The 13,444-nt window shown below is 75.7% G+C and carries 16 protein-coding genes; 7 read left to right on the top strand and 9 right to left on the bottom strand.

Features of this window, described 5'->3' with window-relative positions:
• Positions 1–16 precede the first annotated feature (16 nt).
• Positions 17–1,552 (bottom strand): ATP-binding protein, encoded by a 1,536-nt coding sequence (locus ACGFIA_RS16895; protein WP_393260743.1) that lies wholly within the window; start codon positions 1,550–1,552, stop codon positions 17–19.
• On the bottom strand, positions 1,530–2,276 hold the full coding sequence (locus ACGFIA_RS16890; RefSeq protein WP_393260740.1) for a response regulator transcription factor: 747 nt from the start codon (positions 2,274–2,276) through the stop codon (positions 1,530–1,532). Before ACGFIA_RS16890 ends, ACGFIA_RS16895 begins: the two co-directional genes overlap by 23 nt.
• Positions 2,277–2,412: 136 nt before the next feature.
• On the opposite strand from ACGFIA_RS16890, the gene ACGFIA_RS16885 reads away from it, so the two are divergent.
• Both ACGFIA_RS16885 and ACGFIA_RS16880 read left to right on the top strand, forming a co-directional pair.
• On the top strand, positions 2,413–3,306 hold the full coding sequence (locus ACGFIA_RS16885; RefSeq protein ID WP_357384109.1) for an SDR family oxidoreductase: 894 nt from the start codon (positions 2,413–2,415) through the stop codon (positions 3,304–3,306).
• Positions 3,303–4,100, top strand: coding sequence for an alpha/beta fold hydrolase (locus ACGFIA_RS16880; protein WP_357473938.1), 798 nt, complete (start codon positions 3,303–3,305; stop codon positions 4,098–4,100). Before ACGFIA_RS16885 ends, ACGFIA_RS16880 begins: the two co-directional genes overlap by 4 nt.
• A gap of 27 nt (positions 4,101–4,127) precedes the next feature.
• On the opposite strand, the gene ACGFIA_RS16875 is transcribed toward ACGFIA_RS16880, so the two are convergent.
• Entirely contained in the window at positions 4,128–4,352 is a 225-nt protein-coding gene (locus tag ACGFIA_RS16875) for a hypothetical protein (protein WP_357384105.1), read from the bottom strand.
• 131 nt (positions 4,353–4,483) lie between these two features.
• Here ACGFIA_RS16875 and ACGFIA_RS16870 point away from each other — a divergent pair, with 131 nt between their 5' ends.
• Positions 4,484–5,431 (top strand): serine/threonine-protein kinase, encoded by a 948-nt coding sequence (locus ACGFIA_RS16870; protein ID WP_357478452.1) that lies wholly within the window; start codon positions 4,484–4,486, stop codon positions 5,429–5,431.
• Between the two features lie 80 nt (positions 5,432–5,511).
• The gene (locus tag ACGFIA_RS16865; protein WP_174531207.1) at positions 5,512–5,940 is read left to right on the top strand and encodes an OsmC family protein; all 429 of its coding nucleotides are present in this window, start codon (positions 5,512–5,514) and stop codon (positions 5,938–5,940) included.
• A 4-nt stretch (positions 5,941–5,944) separates the two neighbouring features.
• Here ACGFIA_RS16865 and ACGFIA_RS16860 read toward each other — a convergent pair whose 3' ends face one another.
• Positions 5,945–6,883: an endonuclease/exonuclease/phosphatase family protein gene (locus ACGFIA_RS16860; RefSeq protein ID WP_393260735.1), complete on the bottom strand. Its 939-nt coding sequence runs from the start codon at positions 6,881–6,883 to the stop codon at positions 5,945–5,947.
• A gap of 363 nt (positions 6,884–7,246) precedes the next feature.
• Between ACGFIA_RS16860 and ACGFIA_RS16855 the strand changes: the two genes are divergently transcribed.
• Positions 7,247–8,080 carry a hypothetical protein gene (locus tag ACGFIA_RS16855; RefSeq protein WP_393260732.1) on the top strand — a complete coding sequence of 278 codons (834 nt, stop codon included), beginning with the start codon at positions 7,247–7,249 and terminating at the stop codon, positions 8,078–8,080.
• A gap of 6 nt (positions 8,081–8,086) precedes the next feature.
• Here the strand turns inward: ACGFIA_RS16855 and ACGFIA_RS16850 are convergent, their stop codons facing one another.
• The 5 genes from ACGFIA_RS16850 to ACGFIA_RS16830 all read right to left on the bottom strand — a co-directional run bounded on the left by ACGFIA_RS16850 (position 8,087) and on the right by ACGFIA_RS16830 (position 12,434).
• Entirely contained in the window at positions 8,087–8,572 is a 486-nt protein-coding gene (locus ACGFIA_RS16850; protein WP_357473944.1) for an ATPase, read from the bottom strand.
• Positions 8,573–8,689: 117 nt separating this feature from the next.
• Positions 8,690–9,136 carry a response regulator gene (locus ACGFIA_RS16845; RefSeq protein WP_357384094.1) on the bottom strand — a complete coding sequence of 149 codons (447 nt, stop codon included), beginning with the start codon at positions 9,134–9,136 and terminating at the stop codon, positions 8,690–8,692.
• Positions 9,137–9,206: 70 nt separating this feature from the next.
• Entirely contained in the window at positions 9,207–9,554 is a 348-nt protein-coding gene (locus ACGFIA_RS16840; RefSeq protein ID WP_357384092.1) for an STAS domain-containing protein, read from the bottom strand.
• 76 nt (positions 9,555–9,630) lie between these two features.
• Positions 9,631–10,677: a cobalamin-dependent protein gene (locus ACGFIA_RS16835; protein WP_357384090.1), complete on the bottom strand. Its 1,047-nt coding sequence runs from the start codon at positions 10,675–10,677 to the stop codon at positions 9,631–9,633.
• Entirely contained in the window at positions 10,674–12,434 is a 1,761-nt protein-coding gene (locus tag ACGFIA_RS16830; protein WP_357384088.1) for a PP2C family protein-serine/threonine phosphatase, read from the bottom strand. Before ACGFIA_RS16830 ends, ACGFIA_RS16835 begins: the two co-directional genes overlap by 4 nt.
• Before the next feature lie 253 nt (positions 12,435–12,687).
• Between ACGFIA_RS16830 and ACGFIA_RS16825 the strand changes: the two genes are divergently transcribed.
• Both ACGFIA_RS16825 and ACGFIA_RS16820 read left to right on the top strand, forming a co-directional pair.
• Entirely contained in the window at positions 12,688–13,032 is a 345-nt protein-coding gene (locus tag ACGFIA_RS16825) for an STAS domain-containing protein (RefSeq protein WP_357384086.1), read from the top strand.
• A 43-nt stretch (positions 13,033–13,075) separates the two neighbouring features.
• Positions 13,076–13,423: an STAS domain-containing protein gene (locus tag ACGFIA_RS16820; RefSeq protein WP_357384084.1), complete on the top strand. Its 348-nt coding sequence runs from the start codon at positions 13,076–13,078 to the stop codon at positions 13,421–13,423.
• Positions 13,424–13,444: the final 21 nt, after the last annotated feature.

Raw genomic sequence — 13,444 nt, 5'->3', positions numbered from 1 at the left:
CGCTGCCATGCGTGGCCTATGCGTCTGCTGTGGATCCGGGGAGCCAGACGGTGAACGCGGTGTGGCCGGGCCGGCTGACCACGTCGACGCGCCCGTGGTGCGCCTCCACCACGGCGGCGACGATGGCCAGCCCCAGGCCGGTGCTGCCCTGGGCGCGGGAGCGGGAGCTGTCGCCGCGCGCGAACCGCTCGAAGACCTCCGGCTGTAGCTGCTCCGGGATGCCCGGCCCGTCGTCGGTGACGCGCAGCTCGACGCCGCCGGGCGCGGGCGCGAGCCGGACGGTGACAGTGGTTCCGGCCGGGGTGTGCACCCGCGCGTTCGCCAGCAGGTTCGCCAGCACCTGGTGCAGCCGGTGGGCGTCGCCGGTGACGGTGAGCGGTTCGTCGGGCAGGTCGAGCTGCCAGCGGTGGTCGGGTCCGGCGACGTGCGCGTCGCTGACCGCGTTCACCGCCGTGGCGGTCAGGTCGACCGGCTCGGCGGCCAGCGGACGGCCGGAGTCCAGCCGGGCCAGCAGCAGCAGGTCGTCGACGAGGCTGGTCATCCGGGTGCTCTCCGACTCGACGCGGCGCAGCGCGTGCGCCACGTCGGGCGGCACCTCCTGGCGGCCCCGGCGGGCCACCTCGGCGTACCCGCGGATGGCCGCGAGGGGGGTGCGCAGCTCGTGGCTGGCGTCGGCGACGAACTGGCGTACCCGGGTCTCGCTGGCCTGCCGGGCGGCGAGCGCGGCGGCCACGTGGCCGAGCATCCGGTTAAGCGCGCCGCCGACCTGCCCGACCTCGGTGCGGGGGTCGGTGTCGGCGGCCGGCACCCGCACGGACAGGGCGACCTCGCCGCGGTCGAGCGGCAGTTCGGTGACCCGGGCGGCGGTGGCGGCGACGCGGTTGAGCGGGCGCAGCGTGACCCGGACGATGAGCATGCCGAGGGCCCCGGCGATGACCAGTCCGGCGCCGATGACCCCGGCCTGCGCGACGAGCATCCACATGACCGTGTCGTCCACCTGGGCCAGCGGGATCGCGAGGGCCAGCACGTCGCCGTCGCCGCGCGGCGACCGCAGCGCGACCGCCCGGTACTCGCCCCGGTCGCCGCCGACGACGACCGTGCGCGGGCGTTCACCGACGGGTACGCGGGCCAGCGCGGCCAGGTCGGCGCTGGGCACCTCCTCGCTGTCGCCGTTCTCCGACCGGACCCGGCCGACGGGTTCGCCGGTGACCGGCACCCGGACCGCGATCGAGCCCGGCGGGAAGCCGCCCGGGGGGTCCGGCGCCACCTCGTCGGAGTCCGGTTGGCCGGGCCGCTGGCCCGGGCGCGGCTGGTCCATGCCCCGCCGGGCCCAGCGTTCGAGGTCGTCGGGCCGGCGGTCGCCGAAGCTGAGCTGGTTGTCGATCTGGTCGATCAGGAAGTGCCGCAGCGCGACTGTGGTCAGGCCGCCGATGCCGACGCTGACCAGCGCGAGCAGCGCCACCACGGACAGCACCAGGCGGCGGCGCAGCGACCAGCCGGCCAGGCGGCGGCGCAGCCGGCCGCGCCCGTCACTCGGCGGGCTTGAGGACATAACCCGCCCCGCGCAATGTGTGGATCATGGGCGCGCGGCCCGCGTCGATCTTCTTGCGCAGGTACGAGATGTACAGCTCGACCACGTTGGCCTGGCCGCCGAAGTCGTAGTTCCAGACCCGGTCGAGGATCTGCGCCTTGCTGAGCACCCGGCGCGGGTTGCGCATGAGGTAGCGCAGCAGCTCGAACTCGGTGGCGGTGAGCGTGATCAGGTCGTCGCCGCGGCGCACCTCGTGGCTGTCCTCGTCCAGCGTGAGGTCGCCGACGGTGAGCACCGCCTCCTCGCGGGCGGCGACCGCGAAGCCGGAGCGGCGCAGCAGCGCGCGCAGCCGGGCGATCACCTCCTCCAGGCTGAACGGCTTGGTGACGTAGTCGTCGCCGCCGACGGTGAGCCCGGCGACGCGCTCCTCCACGGCGTCGCGGGCGGTCAGGAACAGCACCGGCACGCTCGGGAACTGCTCGCGCAGGCGGCGCAGCACCTGGAAGCCGTCCAGGTCGGGCAGCATCACGTCGAGCACCACCGCGTCCGGGCGGAACTGGCGGGCGGTGGTGACCGCGGCCATGCCGCTGCCGGCGGTGGCGACCTGCCAGCCCTCGTAGCGCAGGGCCATCGAGAGCAGGTCGGTGAGTGTCGGCTCGTCGTCGACGACAAGCACCCGCACCGGTTCGCCGTCCGGTCGGCGCAGCTCGATGCGACCCTGCGCGGACTGCGCGTTCATGACCATGCCCCCATCGTGGGCGGACCCGCTGTCGCCGGGCTGTCCCGATCCTGTGTACCAGCTGTGCGCGCCGCGCGGCGGCGTTCCGGCCAGGTCCGGCGAGGTCTTCCGCACCCGGGCTACCCGGTGGTAACTTCCCGGCATGTCCATCGACGGTCGTTTGTCCGGCCGGCTGGCCGGCAAGGTGGTGCTGGTGACCGGGGCGGCCCGGGGCATCGGCGAGCACACCGCCCGCCTCGCCGCCGCACGCGGCGCCCGGTTGGCACTGGTCGGGCTGGAACCCGACCGGCTCGCCGCGCTCGCCGCCGAGCTGGGCCCGGGACACGCCTGGTTCGCCGCCGACGTCACCGACCAGCAGGCGCTGGCCGAGGCGGTCGACGGCACCGTGGCGGCACTGGGCGGGATCGACGCGGTGGTCGCCAACGCCGGGGTCGCCAACCGGGGCACGATCGCCGTCGGCGACGTCGAGGCGCTGGTGCGTACCGTCGAGGTCAACCTGATCGGGGTGATGCGCACCGCCGCGGCGACCGTGCCGGCGCTCGTCGACCGGGGCGGCTACCTGCTGATCGTCTCCTCGGCGGCGGCGTTCGCCGCGCTGCCCGGCATGGCCGCGTACTGCGCCTCCAAGGCGGGCGTCGAGCAGTTCGGCAACGCGGTCCGGCTGGAGCTGGCGCACCGGGGGGTGGCGGTCGGCACCGCCCATCCGTCGTGGGTGGACACCGACCTGGTCCGCGAGGCGCGCGCCGATCTGCCGGCCTTCTCCACGGCCCTGGCGAAGCTGCCGTGGCCGCTGCGCCGCACCACCACCGTGACCGAGTGCGCCGAGGCGTTCGTCCGGGCGATCGAGCGCCGCAGCCGCCGGGTGTACGTGCCGCGCGCCGTAGCGGGCGTGCAGGCCGTGCGGTCGGTGCTGGTCAGCCCGCTGGCCGACCGGCTGGTGGGCCGGACCGCCCGGGCCACCGTACCGCTGATCGAGGAACAGTCCCGGGCGCTGGGCCGGGGCTTCGGCGCCAGCACCCCGCGGGCGCGGTCGTGACCACGCCGGTGGACGTCGTCTACGAGCGGCGGGGCGCCGGACCGCCGCTGGTGCTGCTGCACGGCATCGGTCACCACTGTGGCGCCTGGCGGCCGGTGCTGGACCGCCTCGCCGAGGCGCACGACGTCATCGCCGTCGACCTGCCGGGCTTCGGCCGCTCCCCGGTGCCCGCCGCCGGGCTGCCCGCCGACATGTCCGGCCTGGCCGCCGCCATGGCCGAGCTGTTCGCCGCGTTCGGGCTGGAACGCCCGCACGTCGCGGGCAACAGCCTCGGCGGCGCGATCGCGTTGGAGCTGGCCGCGCTCGGCGCGGTCACCTCCGCGACCGCCCTGTCACCGGCCGGCTTCTGCACCGCACGCGAACTGCGCTGGGCGCTGACCGTGCTGTCCCTGCACCGCAACGCGGCCCGGCTGCCCGAGCCGGTGCTGCGCCGCCTGTTCGCCGCGCCCGCGCTGCGGATGCTGGCGATGGGCATGATCCTGGCCCGGCCGAACCGGATGGCGCTCGACGACGCGCTCGCCGACGCCCGCGCGCTGCGCCAGGCACGGGCGTTCCGCGCCGTCGCCCGCGCGGGCCGGGGGTACGCCTACGCGGGCGCGCCCACGGTGCCGGTCACTGTGGCCTGGGGTACGCGGGACCGGATCCTGCCCTACCGGCAGGCGGCGCTGGCGCGTACCCGGCTGCCCGCCGCGCGGCACCTGGACCTGCCCGGCTGCGGGCACGTGCCGATGCACGACGATCCGGAACTGGTCGCCTCGGTCATCCTCGGCACCACAGGTGTCCGGCCGGCCTGACGTCCCGGGCGGCGCCGCCGTGCCGCCTCACTCGGTCGCGCCGAACGGGAACGTGTGCACGTACCGCATCGTCCAGCCACCGGGCGACGCGTGGTCGTCGCGCTCGTAGAGATGGTCGGCCACGCCCTCGGCCGGTTCCTCCGGATGCCGCAGCACCCACCGGGGCGGCGGCGCACCGCCCGGACCGGCTGGCAGATCCCGGGTCAGCTCGTCGGCCGGTCCGCCGACGAACCGTACGCGCACCAGAGCCACCGCCGCCCTCCGTCCGTCGAGTCCCCCGCCGCGAAGCTACCCCGCCGGGGCGGCGGCCCCCGGCGGTTTGCACAGCTCCGGGGCCGGGTAGCGGGACCGGAGGGCACACCGGACGAGGCGAGGAGTGGGCGATGAGGACGCTGGGCGGGCGGTACGAGCTCGAACAGCGAGCCGGCCTGGGTGGCATGTCGGAGGTGTGGCGCGCACACGACCGCGTGCTGGACCGTACCGTCGCGGTGAAGCTCATCTCGCCCGCGCTGGACGGCGACGCCGGCTCGGTGGACCGGATCCGGGCCGAGGCGCGTTCGGCGGCGCGGCTGGTGCACCCGAACGTGGCCAGCGTGCACGACTTCGGCACCGCGACGCTGCCGGACGGGCGGCCGGTGCCGTACATCGTGATGGAGCTGGCCGAGGGCGAGACCCTCGCCGCGCACCTGCGTGGCGGGCCGCTGGACTGGCGCATCGCGGTACGGGTCTGCGCCGAGGTGTGCGCCGCGCTGGCCGCCGCGCACGCCCACGGCATCGTGCACCGGGACGTGAAGCCCGCGAACGTGATCCTCACCCCGTGCGGGGTGAAGGTGCTCGACTTCGGCATCGCCACCCCGGCCGGCGCACCGGACCACACCCCGGACGGCGTCGTGGTGGGCACCCCCGCGTACCTGGCTCCGGAGCAGCTCGACCGGCAGCCGGCCACCCCGGCCGCGGACATGTACGCCCTCGGCGTGCTGCTGTACTACTGCCTCACCGGCGAGCTGCCGTACGAGGCCGGCAGCACCACCCAGCTGCTCGGGTCGCGCCGCCGCCGGCCGCCCCGCCCGCTGCCCGACGTGCCCGGCCTGCCGGGCGAGGTGGCCGAGCTGTGCCGGAGCTGCCTCGACGCCGACCCGGGTGCCCGGCCGACCAGCCCGATGGCCGCGTTGCTGCTGGCCGAGGCCGTGGACGCCCGGGTCTACGTGCCGATGACGGCGATCCTGCCCCGGCAGCGCGTCCCGCAGGTGTCGCCGTGGACCAGCCGGGCCGCCGCCGAGGCCACCGAGGCGATGGCCGTCGACGCCGCGACCAGCGGCCGGGTGGGCTGAGCGCTCCTACTGCCGGCCCGGGCACGGTTTCGCCGCCGCGGGTCCGGGAACGCGGGCCGGTGAGTGACGGGAGGAACGCGATGCCGGATCCGAGTTCCTGGCTGGCCGAGACGGCCACGGCGACCGCGGCGGGCGGTCACGTACGCACCGACGACGGCGGGCTCTCCTCCGCCCTGGCGTCCCCGCTGGCGCCGCACTGCACCGGCCTGACGCCGGAGCAGCTCCTGGCCGCGGCGTTCGCCTCCTGCCTGCACCACGCGGCGGTGGAGGCGGCCGGGGAGATCACCGACGAGGCGCACACCGTGCAGGTGACCGCCGAGGCGAAGCTGGGCCGCGACGACGACGGCCGCTACCGGGCCGACGTGCACGCCGAGATCTCCTCGGCGGGACTGACCCGCGAACAGCTGGCCGACCTGGTCGCGTACGCCGACCGGCTCTGGCCCTTCTCCAGCGGCGACCCGAGCCGGCACCGGCTCACCGTGACCCCGGCGGAGAACGGCCGGCACTGAGCGCTCACCAGCGGAAGCCGGCGGTCACCGCGCGGTGGTCGCTGGCCGGGGTGTGCAGCACCCCGGCGGTGGCCGGGGTCAGCCCCCGGTAGAGGACGTGGTCCGGCCGGGTGACAGGTAGTTCCGCCGGCCAGGTGAAGCCGAATCCCTGCCCGGCCTCGGCCTGCGCGTCGCGCAGCAGCCGGGTCAGCGGGTCGAAGACCCGGTCGGTGGTGGCGGTGTTCAGGTCGCCGAGCACTACCAGCCGGTCGGACCGGTCGGCGCGCACCGCGTCGGCGAGCGCGGCGACGGTCTGGTCCCGGGTGGCGGTGTGCCCGGCCCGCGCGGACCCGAGGTGGACCACGTACACGGTCAGGTCGCCCCGGGGCCCGGCGACCACGGCCCGCAGCGCGCGGTCCCAGCCCAGCCCGGTGTCCACGCCGTGCGCCTCACGGATCGGCCACCGGCTCCACAGCGCGACAGTCGACACCACCGCCCGGTGCGGGTAGCGCCCGGCCAGCGCCGACGCCACCCGGTCGCCGTCGGCGACCTCCTGGAGCCCGATCAGGTCCGGGGCGTCGCCGGTGAGCGCGCCCAGCGTGGCGGCCGGGTCGGGGTTGCCCGCACGCAGGTTCTGGCTGGCCACCCGGACCGTGACGCCGTCCGCGGCGGCCGCCGGGGGCAGCCACGCGCGCCCGTAGAGCGCCGCCCACACCAGGGCCGGCAGCAGCACCGCCAGCAACGCCGCCCGGGAGCGGCGCAGCAGCGCCACGAGCGCGAGCAGCGGTACGGCGACGCCGAGCAGCGGGGTGACGCTGTCCACCAGGCTGCCCAGGCCGTGTACGTTCGGCACCGCCCGGTGCCCGGCCAGCAGCAGCGCGAGCAGCACGGCGCAGGCGATGACGAGGGCGCCGCGCCGGCTGCGGGGGCCGGGCGGGCGCTCGTCGGCCATTCGCTGCGTCACCGTCGGAATCGTAGCGAGCGCCCGGGACGCCGCGCGGCGGCGTGCCATGATCCACGAGGCTCCGGTGCGGGCGCCGCCGGATCGCCGGGGGTCGATCCGGCGGGTCGGCGGACCGCCGGCGGGCGCGGGCCGGCCGACCACGGCACCGTCGGCCGAACGGTGGAGGTGCGCGTCAGTCGCCACCGGCGCCGCCGAACGCCCGTTTCGCACTGCCGAAACCGACATAGGCATTCTTTCGGGTACGCACCATTAGCGCTTCTCATGATCGGCAGTACCTAATGTCGCCCGCCAATGCGGCGGATTGTGGCGCATGCCACCAATCACCCCGATGGCAACGGCCCGCAGGCTTTCTAGCCTCGGCGGGTGCATCCCGACGAGTCCGATCATCAGCCGCTGCCCGCCAACCGCCCGGTTCGCCGAACGATTGACCCGGCATCAGCCGAACGGCGGGTGGGACGTCACCGTGCCCCGGAACCGCCCCGGCGCGGCCCGTCCCGGACCGTGTCCGGCCGGGTCGCGGTGGCCACCGGCGTCACCTGCTGCCTCGGCCTGATCGGCGTGGCGGGCGTCGGCGAGAGCGGCCCGGCGCACCTGGAGGTACGCGAGGCGGTCGCCGACCGGGCCGCCGCCGAGCAGCGGGCCTCCCGCGACTTCACCCGGGTCGCGCCACCGGCCGCCGCGGCCCTGCCGCCGCCGGCTCCCACACCCAGCACGGCCCCGGCGACGAAGAAGCCGCCGCAGAAGCCGGTACGCGCGCAGCGCCCCCGCCCGGTCGCCGGCCTGGACCAGCGGCAGATGGACAACGCCAAGGCCATCGTCGACGTGGGACGGGACATGAGGATGCCCCGCCGGGCCATGGTCGTGGCGGTGGCCACCGCCATGCAGGAGAGCGACCTCTACAACCTGGCCAGCGACGCGCTGCCGCAGTCCTTCGACCACCCGCACCAGGGCAGCGGCTCCGACCACGACTCGGTCGGGCTGTTCCAGCAGCGGCCCAGCAGCGGCTGGGGCACCGTCGCCCAGCTCATGCGACCGGCGTACGCCGCCCGCGCCTTCTACGCCGCGCTTCGCGAGGTGCCGGGCTGGGAGGACATGAGCGTCACCGCCGCCGCCCAGGCGGTGCAGGTGTCCGCCTACCCGGACGCGTACGCCCGGCACGAGAAGCGCGCCTCGACGGTGGTGGCGGCGCTGGTCTGACCCGGGTCAGGCGGCGCTGCGCCCGGTGCCGGCGGGCCGCACGCTCGCCGCGGCGGCCGGGGTGTCCACCGGCACCCGCTCGCCCCGCGCACCGGCCAGGATCTCGTCGATCCGGGACTCCCGGCGGCGGCGGGCCAGCAGGGCCGCCTCGAACTCGCGGCGCGCGCGCACCGCCTCGGCGTACGCCTCCTCCCGCAACCGGCGGGCCTCCTCGCGGGCGGCCTCCAACTCGGCGCGGGCCGCCGCCAGCAGCTCGGCGGCCTCCCGTTCGGCCGGCGAGGGGCGCGACGCGCCCTCCTCGACCGGGGCGGTACGACGGTGCAGGAAGTCGCACAGGTGCAGGGCGTCCGACCGGATCTGGTCCCACTCCCGGCCGGCCCCGGCGGCGCCCTCCGCTCGCGCCGCCAGCCGACCCAGCCGCAGGCTCAGCTCGTCCAGGCAGGCGTCGACCTGCCGCCGGTCGTAGCCGGCCTCCACCACCGAGAACCTCATGCGTCGCCCCCCAGGCAGCCGGTACGTCCCCCACCTGCCGATCCTGCGGGTCGGTACGCGCCCGGCGCGGCCGTTCCCGCAAAATGTTCAGGATGCGGGGGCCCGGACTCCGCGCCCCTACTGGTGCTTCGGGAGCACGACCACCCGGCCGAAGAACTCGTCGATCCGGCGCACCACGTCGTTGAAGTCGTCCAGGTCGATCGGCTTCGTCACGTACGCGTTCGCCTGCAACGTGTAGCTGCTGACCACGTCGGTGTCGGCGTTGGAGGTGGTCAGCACGACGATCGGGATGGTCCGCAGGCTCTCGTCACCCTTGACCTCGCCGAGCACCTGCCGCCCGTCCATCCGGGGCATGTTCAGGTCGAGCAGGATCACGTCCGGGCGCTGCGCCTCGGCGTGCCGGCCCTCGCGGCGGAGGAACTCCATCGCCTCCTGGCCGTCGGCGACCACGTCGATGACCTTGTCGACGTCCGAGTCGGCGAGCGCCTCCTCGATCATCAGGACGTCACCCGGGTCGTCGTCCACCACGAGGATGCGAACGGGGCTGGGGCTGGTCTGACCCATCGGGTTACCTGCTTCGTGGTGAGGAGGGCGCCCGGCACACGGCCGGCTGCTGGCGGGGAAATGTACCGGATCAGGAGGCGGCCGACGCGGTCGGGTCGACCGTGTCGCGGTCGTGGTGGAGCACCTCGGCCAGCCCGGTCACCTGGAGCACCCGGGCGACCCGGCCGGTCGCCCCGGTGAGCCGCAGCCAGCCGCCGTCGGCGGCGACGAGGTTGTCCCCGCGGACGAACGCCGCGATGCCGGTGGAGTCGCAGAACGTCAGGCCGGTGAGATCGAGCAGCAGCTCGCGCCGCCCCTCGGCGACCAGCCGGTCGATCGTCGAGTTCAGCTCGCCGGCCGTGCTGAGATCGAGTTCGCCGGCCAGCAGGAGGCGGGCGCCGCCCCCGTCCCGCTGGGCGTACGTGACGGTGAACGTCACAGTGGCCCCTCTCGCTCCCACCGCAGGCGAACCCTTGCAGTGGTGCAAGTATATGCGACGGCCAGCCGCGGGCCCGTCAGCGGCCCGCCGCCGACAACCCGCCCACCAGGGCCCGGCCCCGGTCGAGGAAGGCGGCCGCGCGCGGGAAGTCGCGAAGCTGGTGTCCATAGTGCTCCAGCGTCAACCCCACCGCGCCGGCCGGCACCCCGCGGCTGACCAGGATCTCCACCAGCCACTCGACGAAGCCGGTGAACAGCGTCGCGTCGTCCACGTAGAGCGCCGCGGCCAGGAAGTCCACGATGTAGCCGAGGTCGCTGATCGTGGAGTCGAGCTGCGCGGGGGTGTAGTCGGCGGTCGACGGCACCCGCTCCCGCAGATCGGCCAGGGCGCTGTCGATCAGCTCGCCGCGCCGCTTGACCAGGCTGGCGTACTCGTCGTCGGCCAGGTGGTCCAGCCGCGCGGGCGGTGTCTCGCGCAGCGCCCGCTCGTCGGCCACCAGATCCGCCGCGGCCGGCGCGTCGGGCGCCCAGGGCACACCGAGCACGCGCGCCCAGCGGCCGTCGTCGCCGAAGCCCCGGCCACCGACCACCACCGGCACGTCGGAGCGGCGGCACGCCTCCACCATCCGGTGGGCGTGCGGCAGCCGCATCGGCAGGGCGCAGGCCAGCGCGACCGCCTCCGCGTCGTAGCGGTGCAGGTAGGACACCAGGTGCGCGGCCGGGACGCTGGCGCCCAGGAAGATCACCTGCCAGCCGCGCAGCCGCAGCACCTCGGCCACCAGCCGGGCCGGCAACGCGTGCCACTCCCCGTCCATGCAGGCCATCACGATCCGCCCCCGGGTCGGGCGCGGATCGGCGTACGCGGCCACCGCGGCCACCACCCGCTCGCTGATGTGGGTCGCGGCGTGCTCCTGGGCGACGCTCCACTCGTTGCGGGCCCAGCGTTCACCCACCTCGGCCTGGGCCGGGGCGACCAGGTCCAGCAGCACCCGCTCGGCCGGCACGCCCGCCTCCAGCAGCCCACGCGCCACCGCCACGGCGGCGGCCTCGTCGGCGTCGGCCAGGCACTCCAGGTAGCTGGCGAAGGCGTGACCCGGGTCGGCCTCCACGGTCGGCACTGTCACGCGGACAACTCCCTCGGTCGTTCGGTCCCGGCCGGATCCGGCACAGCGTGCAGGTGTCGCGGCGCGCGACCGGCCGGACCGGTGGCCCGCAGCGCCAGCACCGCGATGTCGTCGTGGTCGCCGTGCGCGAGCCAGTCGCAGGTCACCTGCTCGATCCGCTCGGCGAGCGCCGGCGCGGGCATCCGGTGGCAACCGGTCACGGCGTTGAGCAGCCGCTCGGCGCCGAACTGCTCGTCACCGCGCCGGCCGCCGCGCGCCTCGGTCACCCCGTCGCTGTAGAACAGGCAGGTCTCCCCCGGCGCCAGGTGCACCGTCACCTCGCCGATGCGGGGATCGGGCACCACGCCGATCAGCATGCCGCGCAGCGGCACCACCTCGACGTCGCCGGACTCCCGCAGCACCAGCGGCGGCAGGTGCCCGCCGCCGGCCAGGGTGAGCGTCAGGCCGCCGTCGCGTTGCGGCCGGGCCACGCCGAGCACCATGGTGGCGAACCGGCCCTGCCCGTGCGCCTGCGTGGTCTCCAGCAGCGCGTCGTTGAGCAGCTTCAGCAGCCGCCCCGGCTGGGTCTCGACCCGGTGCAGCGCCTGCAGGCACTGACGCAGCTGGCCGGTGAACACGGCCGCCTCCACGCCCTTGCCGGACACGTCGCCGAGGAAGAAGACCGAGCCGCCGTCGGCGAGCCGGTGCGAGCCGTAGAAGTCGCCGCCGATGCGCAGACCCGCCTGCGCCGGCCGGTACGCGGTGCCCCACTGCACGCCGGTCGCGGCGGCCGGCTCGACCGGCAGCAGGCTGGCCTGCAACGTGTCGGCGACCTCGGCCTGGTCGCGGTAGAGCATGGCGGTGGTCAGCGCCGCGCCGGCCCGGGCCGCGAACGCGCGGACCAGGTCCACGTCGGCCTCGTCGTACCAGCGGTCGGCACGCCGGACCACCAGCAGCGCACCGGCCGGCGCCTCCCGGCCGGGCAGCGGCACCACCCGCGCGGTGGCGCCGGAGGCGTCCAGGCCGGGCAGCCAGCCCGCCTCGGCGGCCTGCTCGACCAGCCAGTCCAGCTCGTGCGGCTCGGTGCCGGCCAGGCCCGCCTCGATGGCCGCGGGAAGCGCCGGGGCGGCCAGCATCCCGCTGTCCACGACCGGCGCCCGGTCGTCCGCGCGTACCGCCCGCCACCAGCGTGCCCGGCCGGAGCGCGGGGCGAGCACGAGGACCGCCACGTCGGCAGCGGTGGGCACCGCCAGGCGCACCACGGCGGCGGCGGCGCGATCCGGGTGCAGCGGATTGCCGAGCTTCTCGCCGACCACGGCGAGGAAGGCGGATCGGGCCCGCTCGGCGAGCAGCGCGTCGGCCCGGCTGACGATCTCGGTGACGTCGTCGACGTACCAGCAGCGGCGGCGGTGGGACAGCGCGACCGGCCGTACGCGCAGCCGGCGCCCGTGGTGGGTGAACTCGGCCGGGCTGTCGCCGCGCAGCGGGGCCGGCCCGGCTGCGGCCAGCAGCTCGCCGGGGGTCACCTCGGGGATCAGCCGCTCCGCGACCGGGCTCACGTGCTGGACGACGCCGTCGGCGTCGCACACGACAAGGCCCTCGCGGAAGTGCTCGACCACCTCGGACCAGTTCGGCACGGTGAGGTCGCGGTCGGCTGCCAGCGGCGGCAGGGCGGACGGCACCGGCGCGGCGGAGGACCACGCCGGGGCCCGTGCGGCGCTCGGCGTGGAGATCCGTCCGTCGCCCGGGTCGGCACCCCTGACGTCGGCAGCAGTCACCAGCTGAGCCCCACTCTCCTCGTCGACACCCGGGGGCGCCGGACCTGGCGCCTGTGGTCACGTCTCACCGACCACCCTACGCCGGTGTGCCGGGACCGCCACCCCGCGGCGCTGCCGGCCGGCTCGCGCGTCCAGCGAGGTGAGGCCGCTGTTGTTACGATCCTGTCAATCCCGGCCCGGCCGGCAGCCCGCGGAAAGGCGTGACGTGGTTCCTCAACGGAGAAGGCCCGAGGCGAGCCCGCTGAGCGTCTCCGTGGACCGCTCCGACCCGGCCGTCCCGGTCGTCGTCGTCGGCGGCGACCTGGCGTACGCCACGGCGGCCCCGCTGCGCGCCGAGATCGACCGGCTGCTCGCCGGGTGCCCCGCGACGCTGGTGTTCGACTTCGGCGACCTGCAGTTCATGGACAGCACCGGCCTGTCCGTGATCGTGCACGCCTGGCGGGAGGGCCAGCAGGCGGGCACCGCCATCGAGCTGCGTGCGGTCCCGCGCTTCCTGGAGACCATCCTCGACCTGACCGGCGTCACCGGCCTGCTCGAGCGTTCGCCGGTCGACGACGCGCCCGGCCGTCCCGCGCCGGGATCGACCGCGTCCGCGTGACCCCGGGGGTTTCCCGGCCGGGCCCGGCTGGGAACATGGACATGTGCCCTCCCAGATGTTGACCATCGAGGTGGACCGGCTCGGCGCCGGTTCCGCCCGGGTGCGGCTGGCCGGGGAACTGGACTTCGACACCGCGCCCGAGCTCGTCGACGCCGTGGCCCACCTGCGCCGCGAGGGTCACCAGGAGTTGGAACTCGACTTCGCCGGGGTGGACCTCTGCGACTCCTCCGGCCTGAGCGCGCTCGTGGTGATCCACCGCGCCGGCACCGGGGCGATCCGCCTGCTGCACCTGAACCCGCAGATCAAGCACCTGCTGGACCGCACCGGCCTGGCCGAGTTGCTGGCCGCCCCGCCGCGCGACCTGACCCGCGGCGCCCGCGAGGTCGGCTGACCCCCGCGAAGCGGGCTGACC

The sequence above is a fragment of the Micromonospora sp. NPDC049203 genome, assembly GCF_043197215.1.
Lineage (GTDB): Bacteria > Actinomycetota > Actinomycetes > Mycobacteriales > Micromonosporaceae > Micromonospora.
Note: the sequence above shows the minus strand (reverse complement) of the source record. Positions and strands in the feature narration are given on the sequence as shown.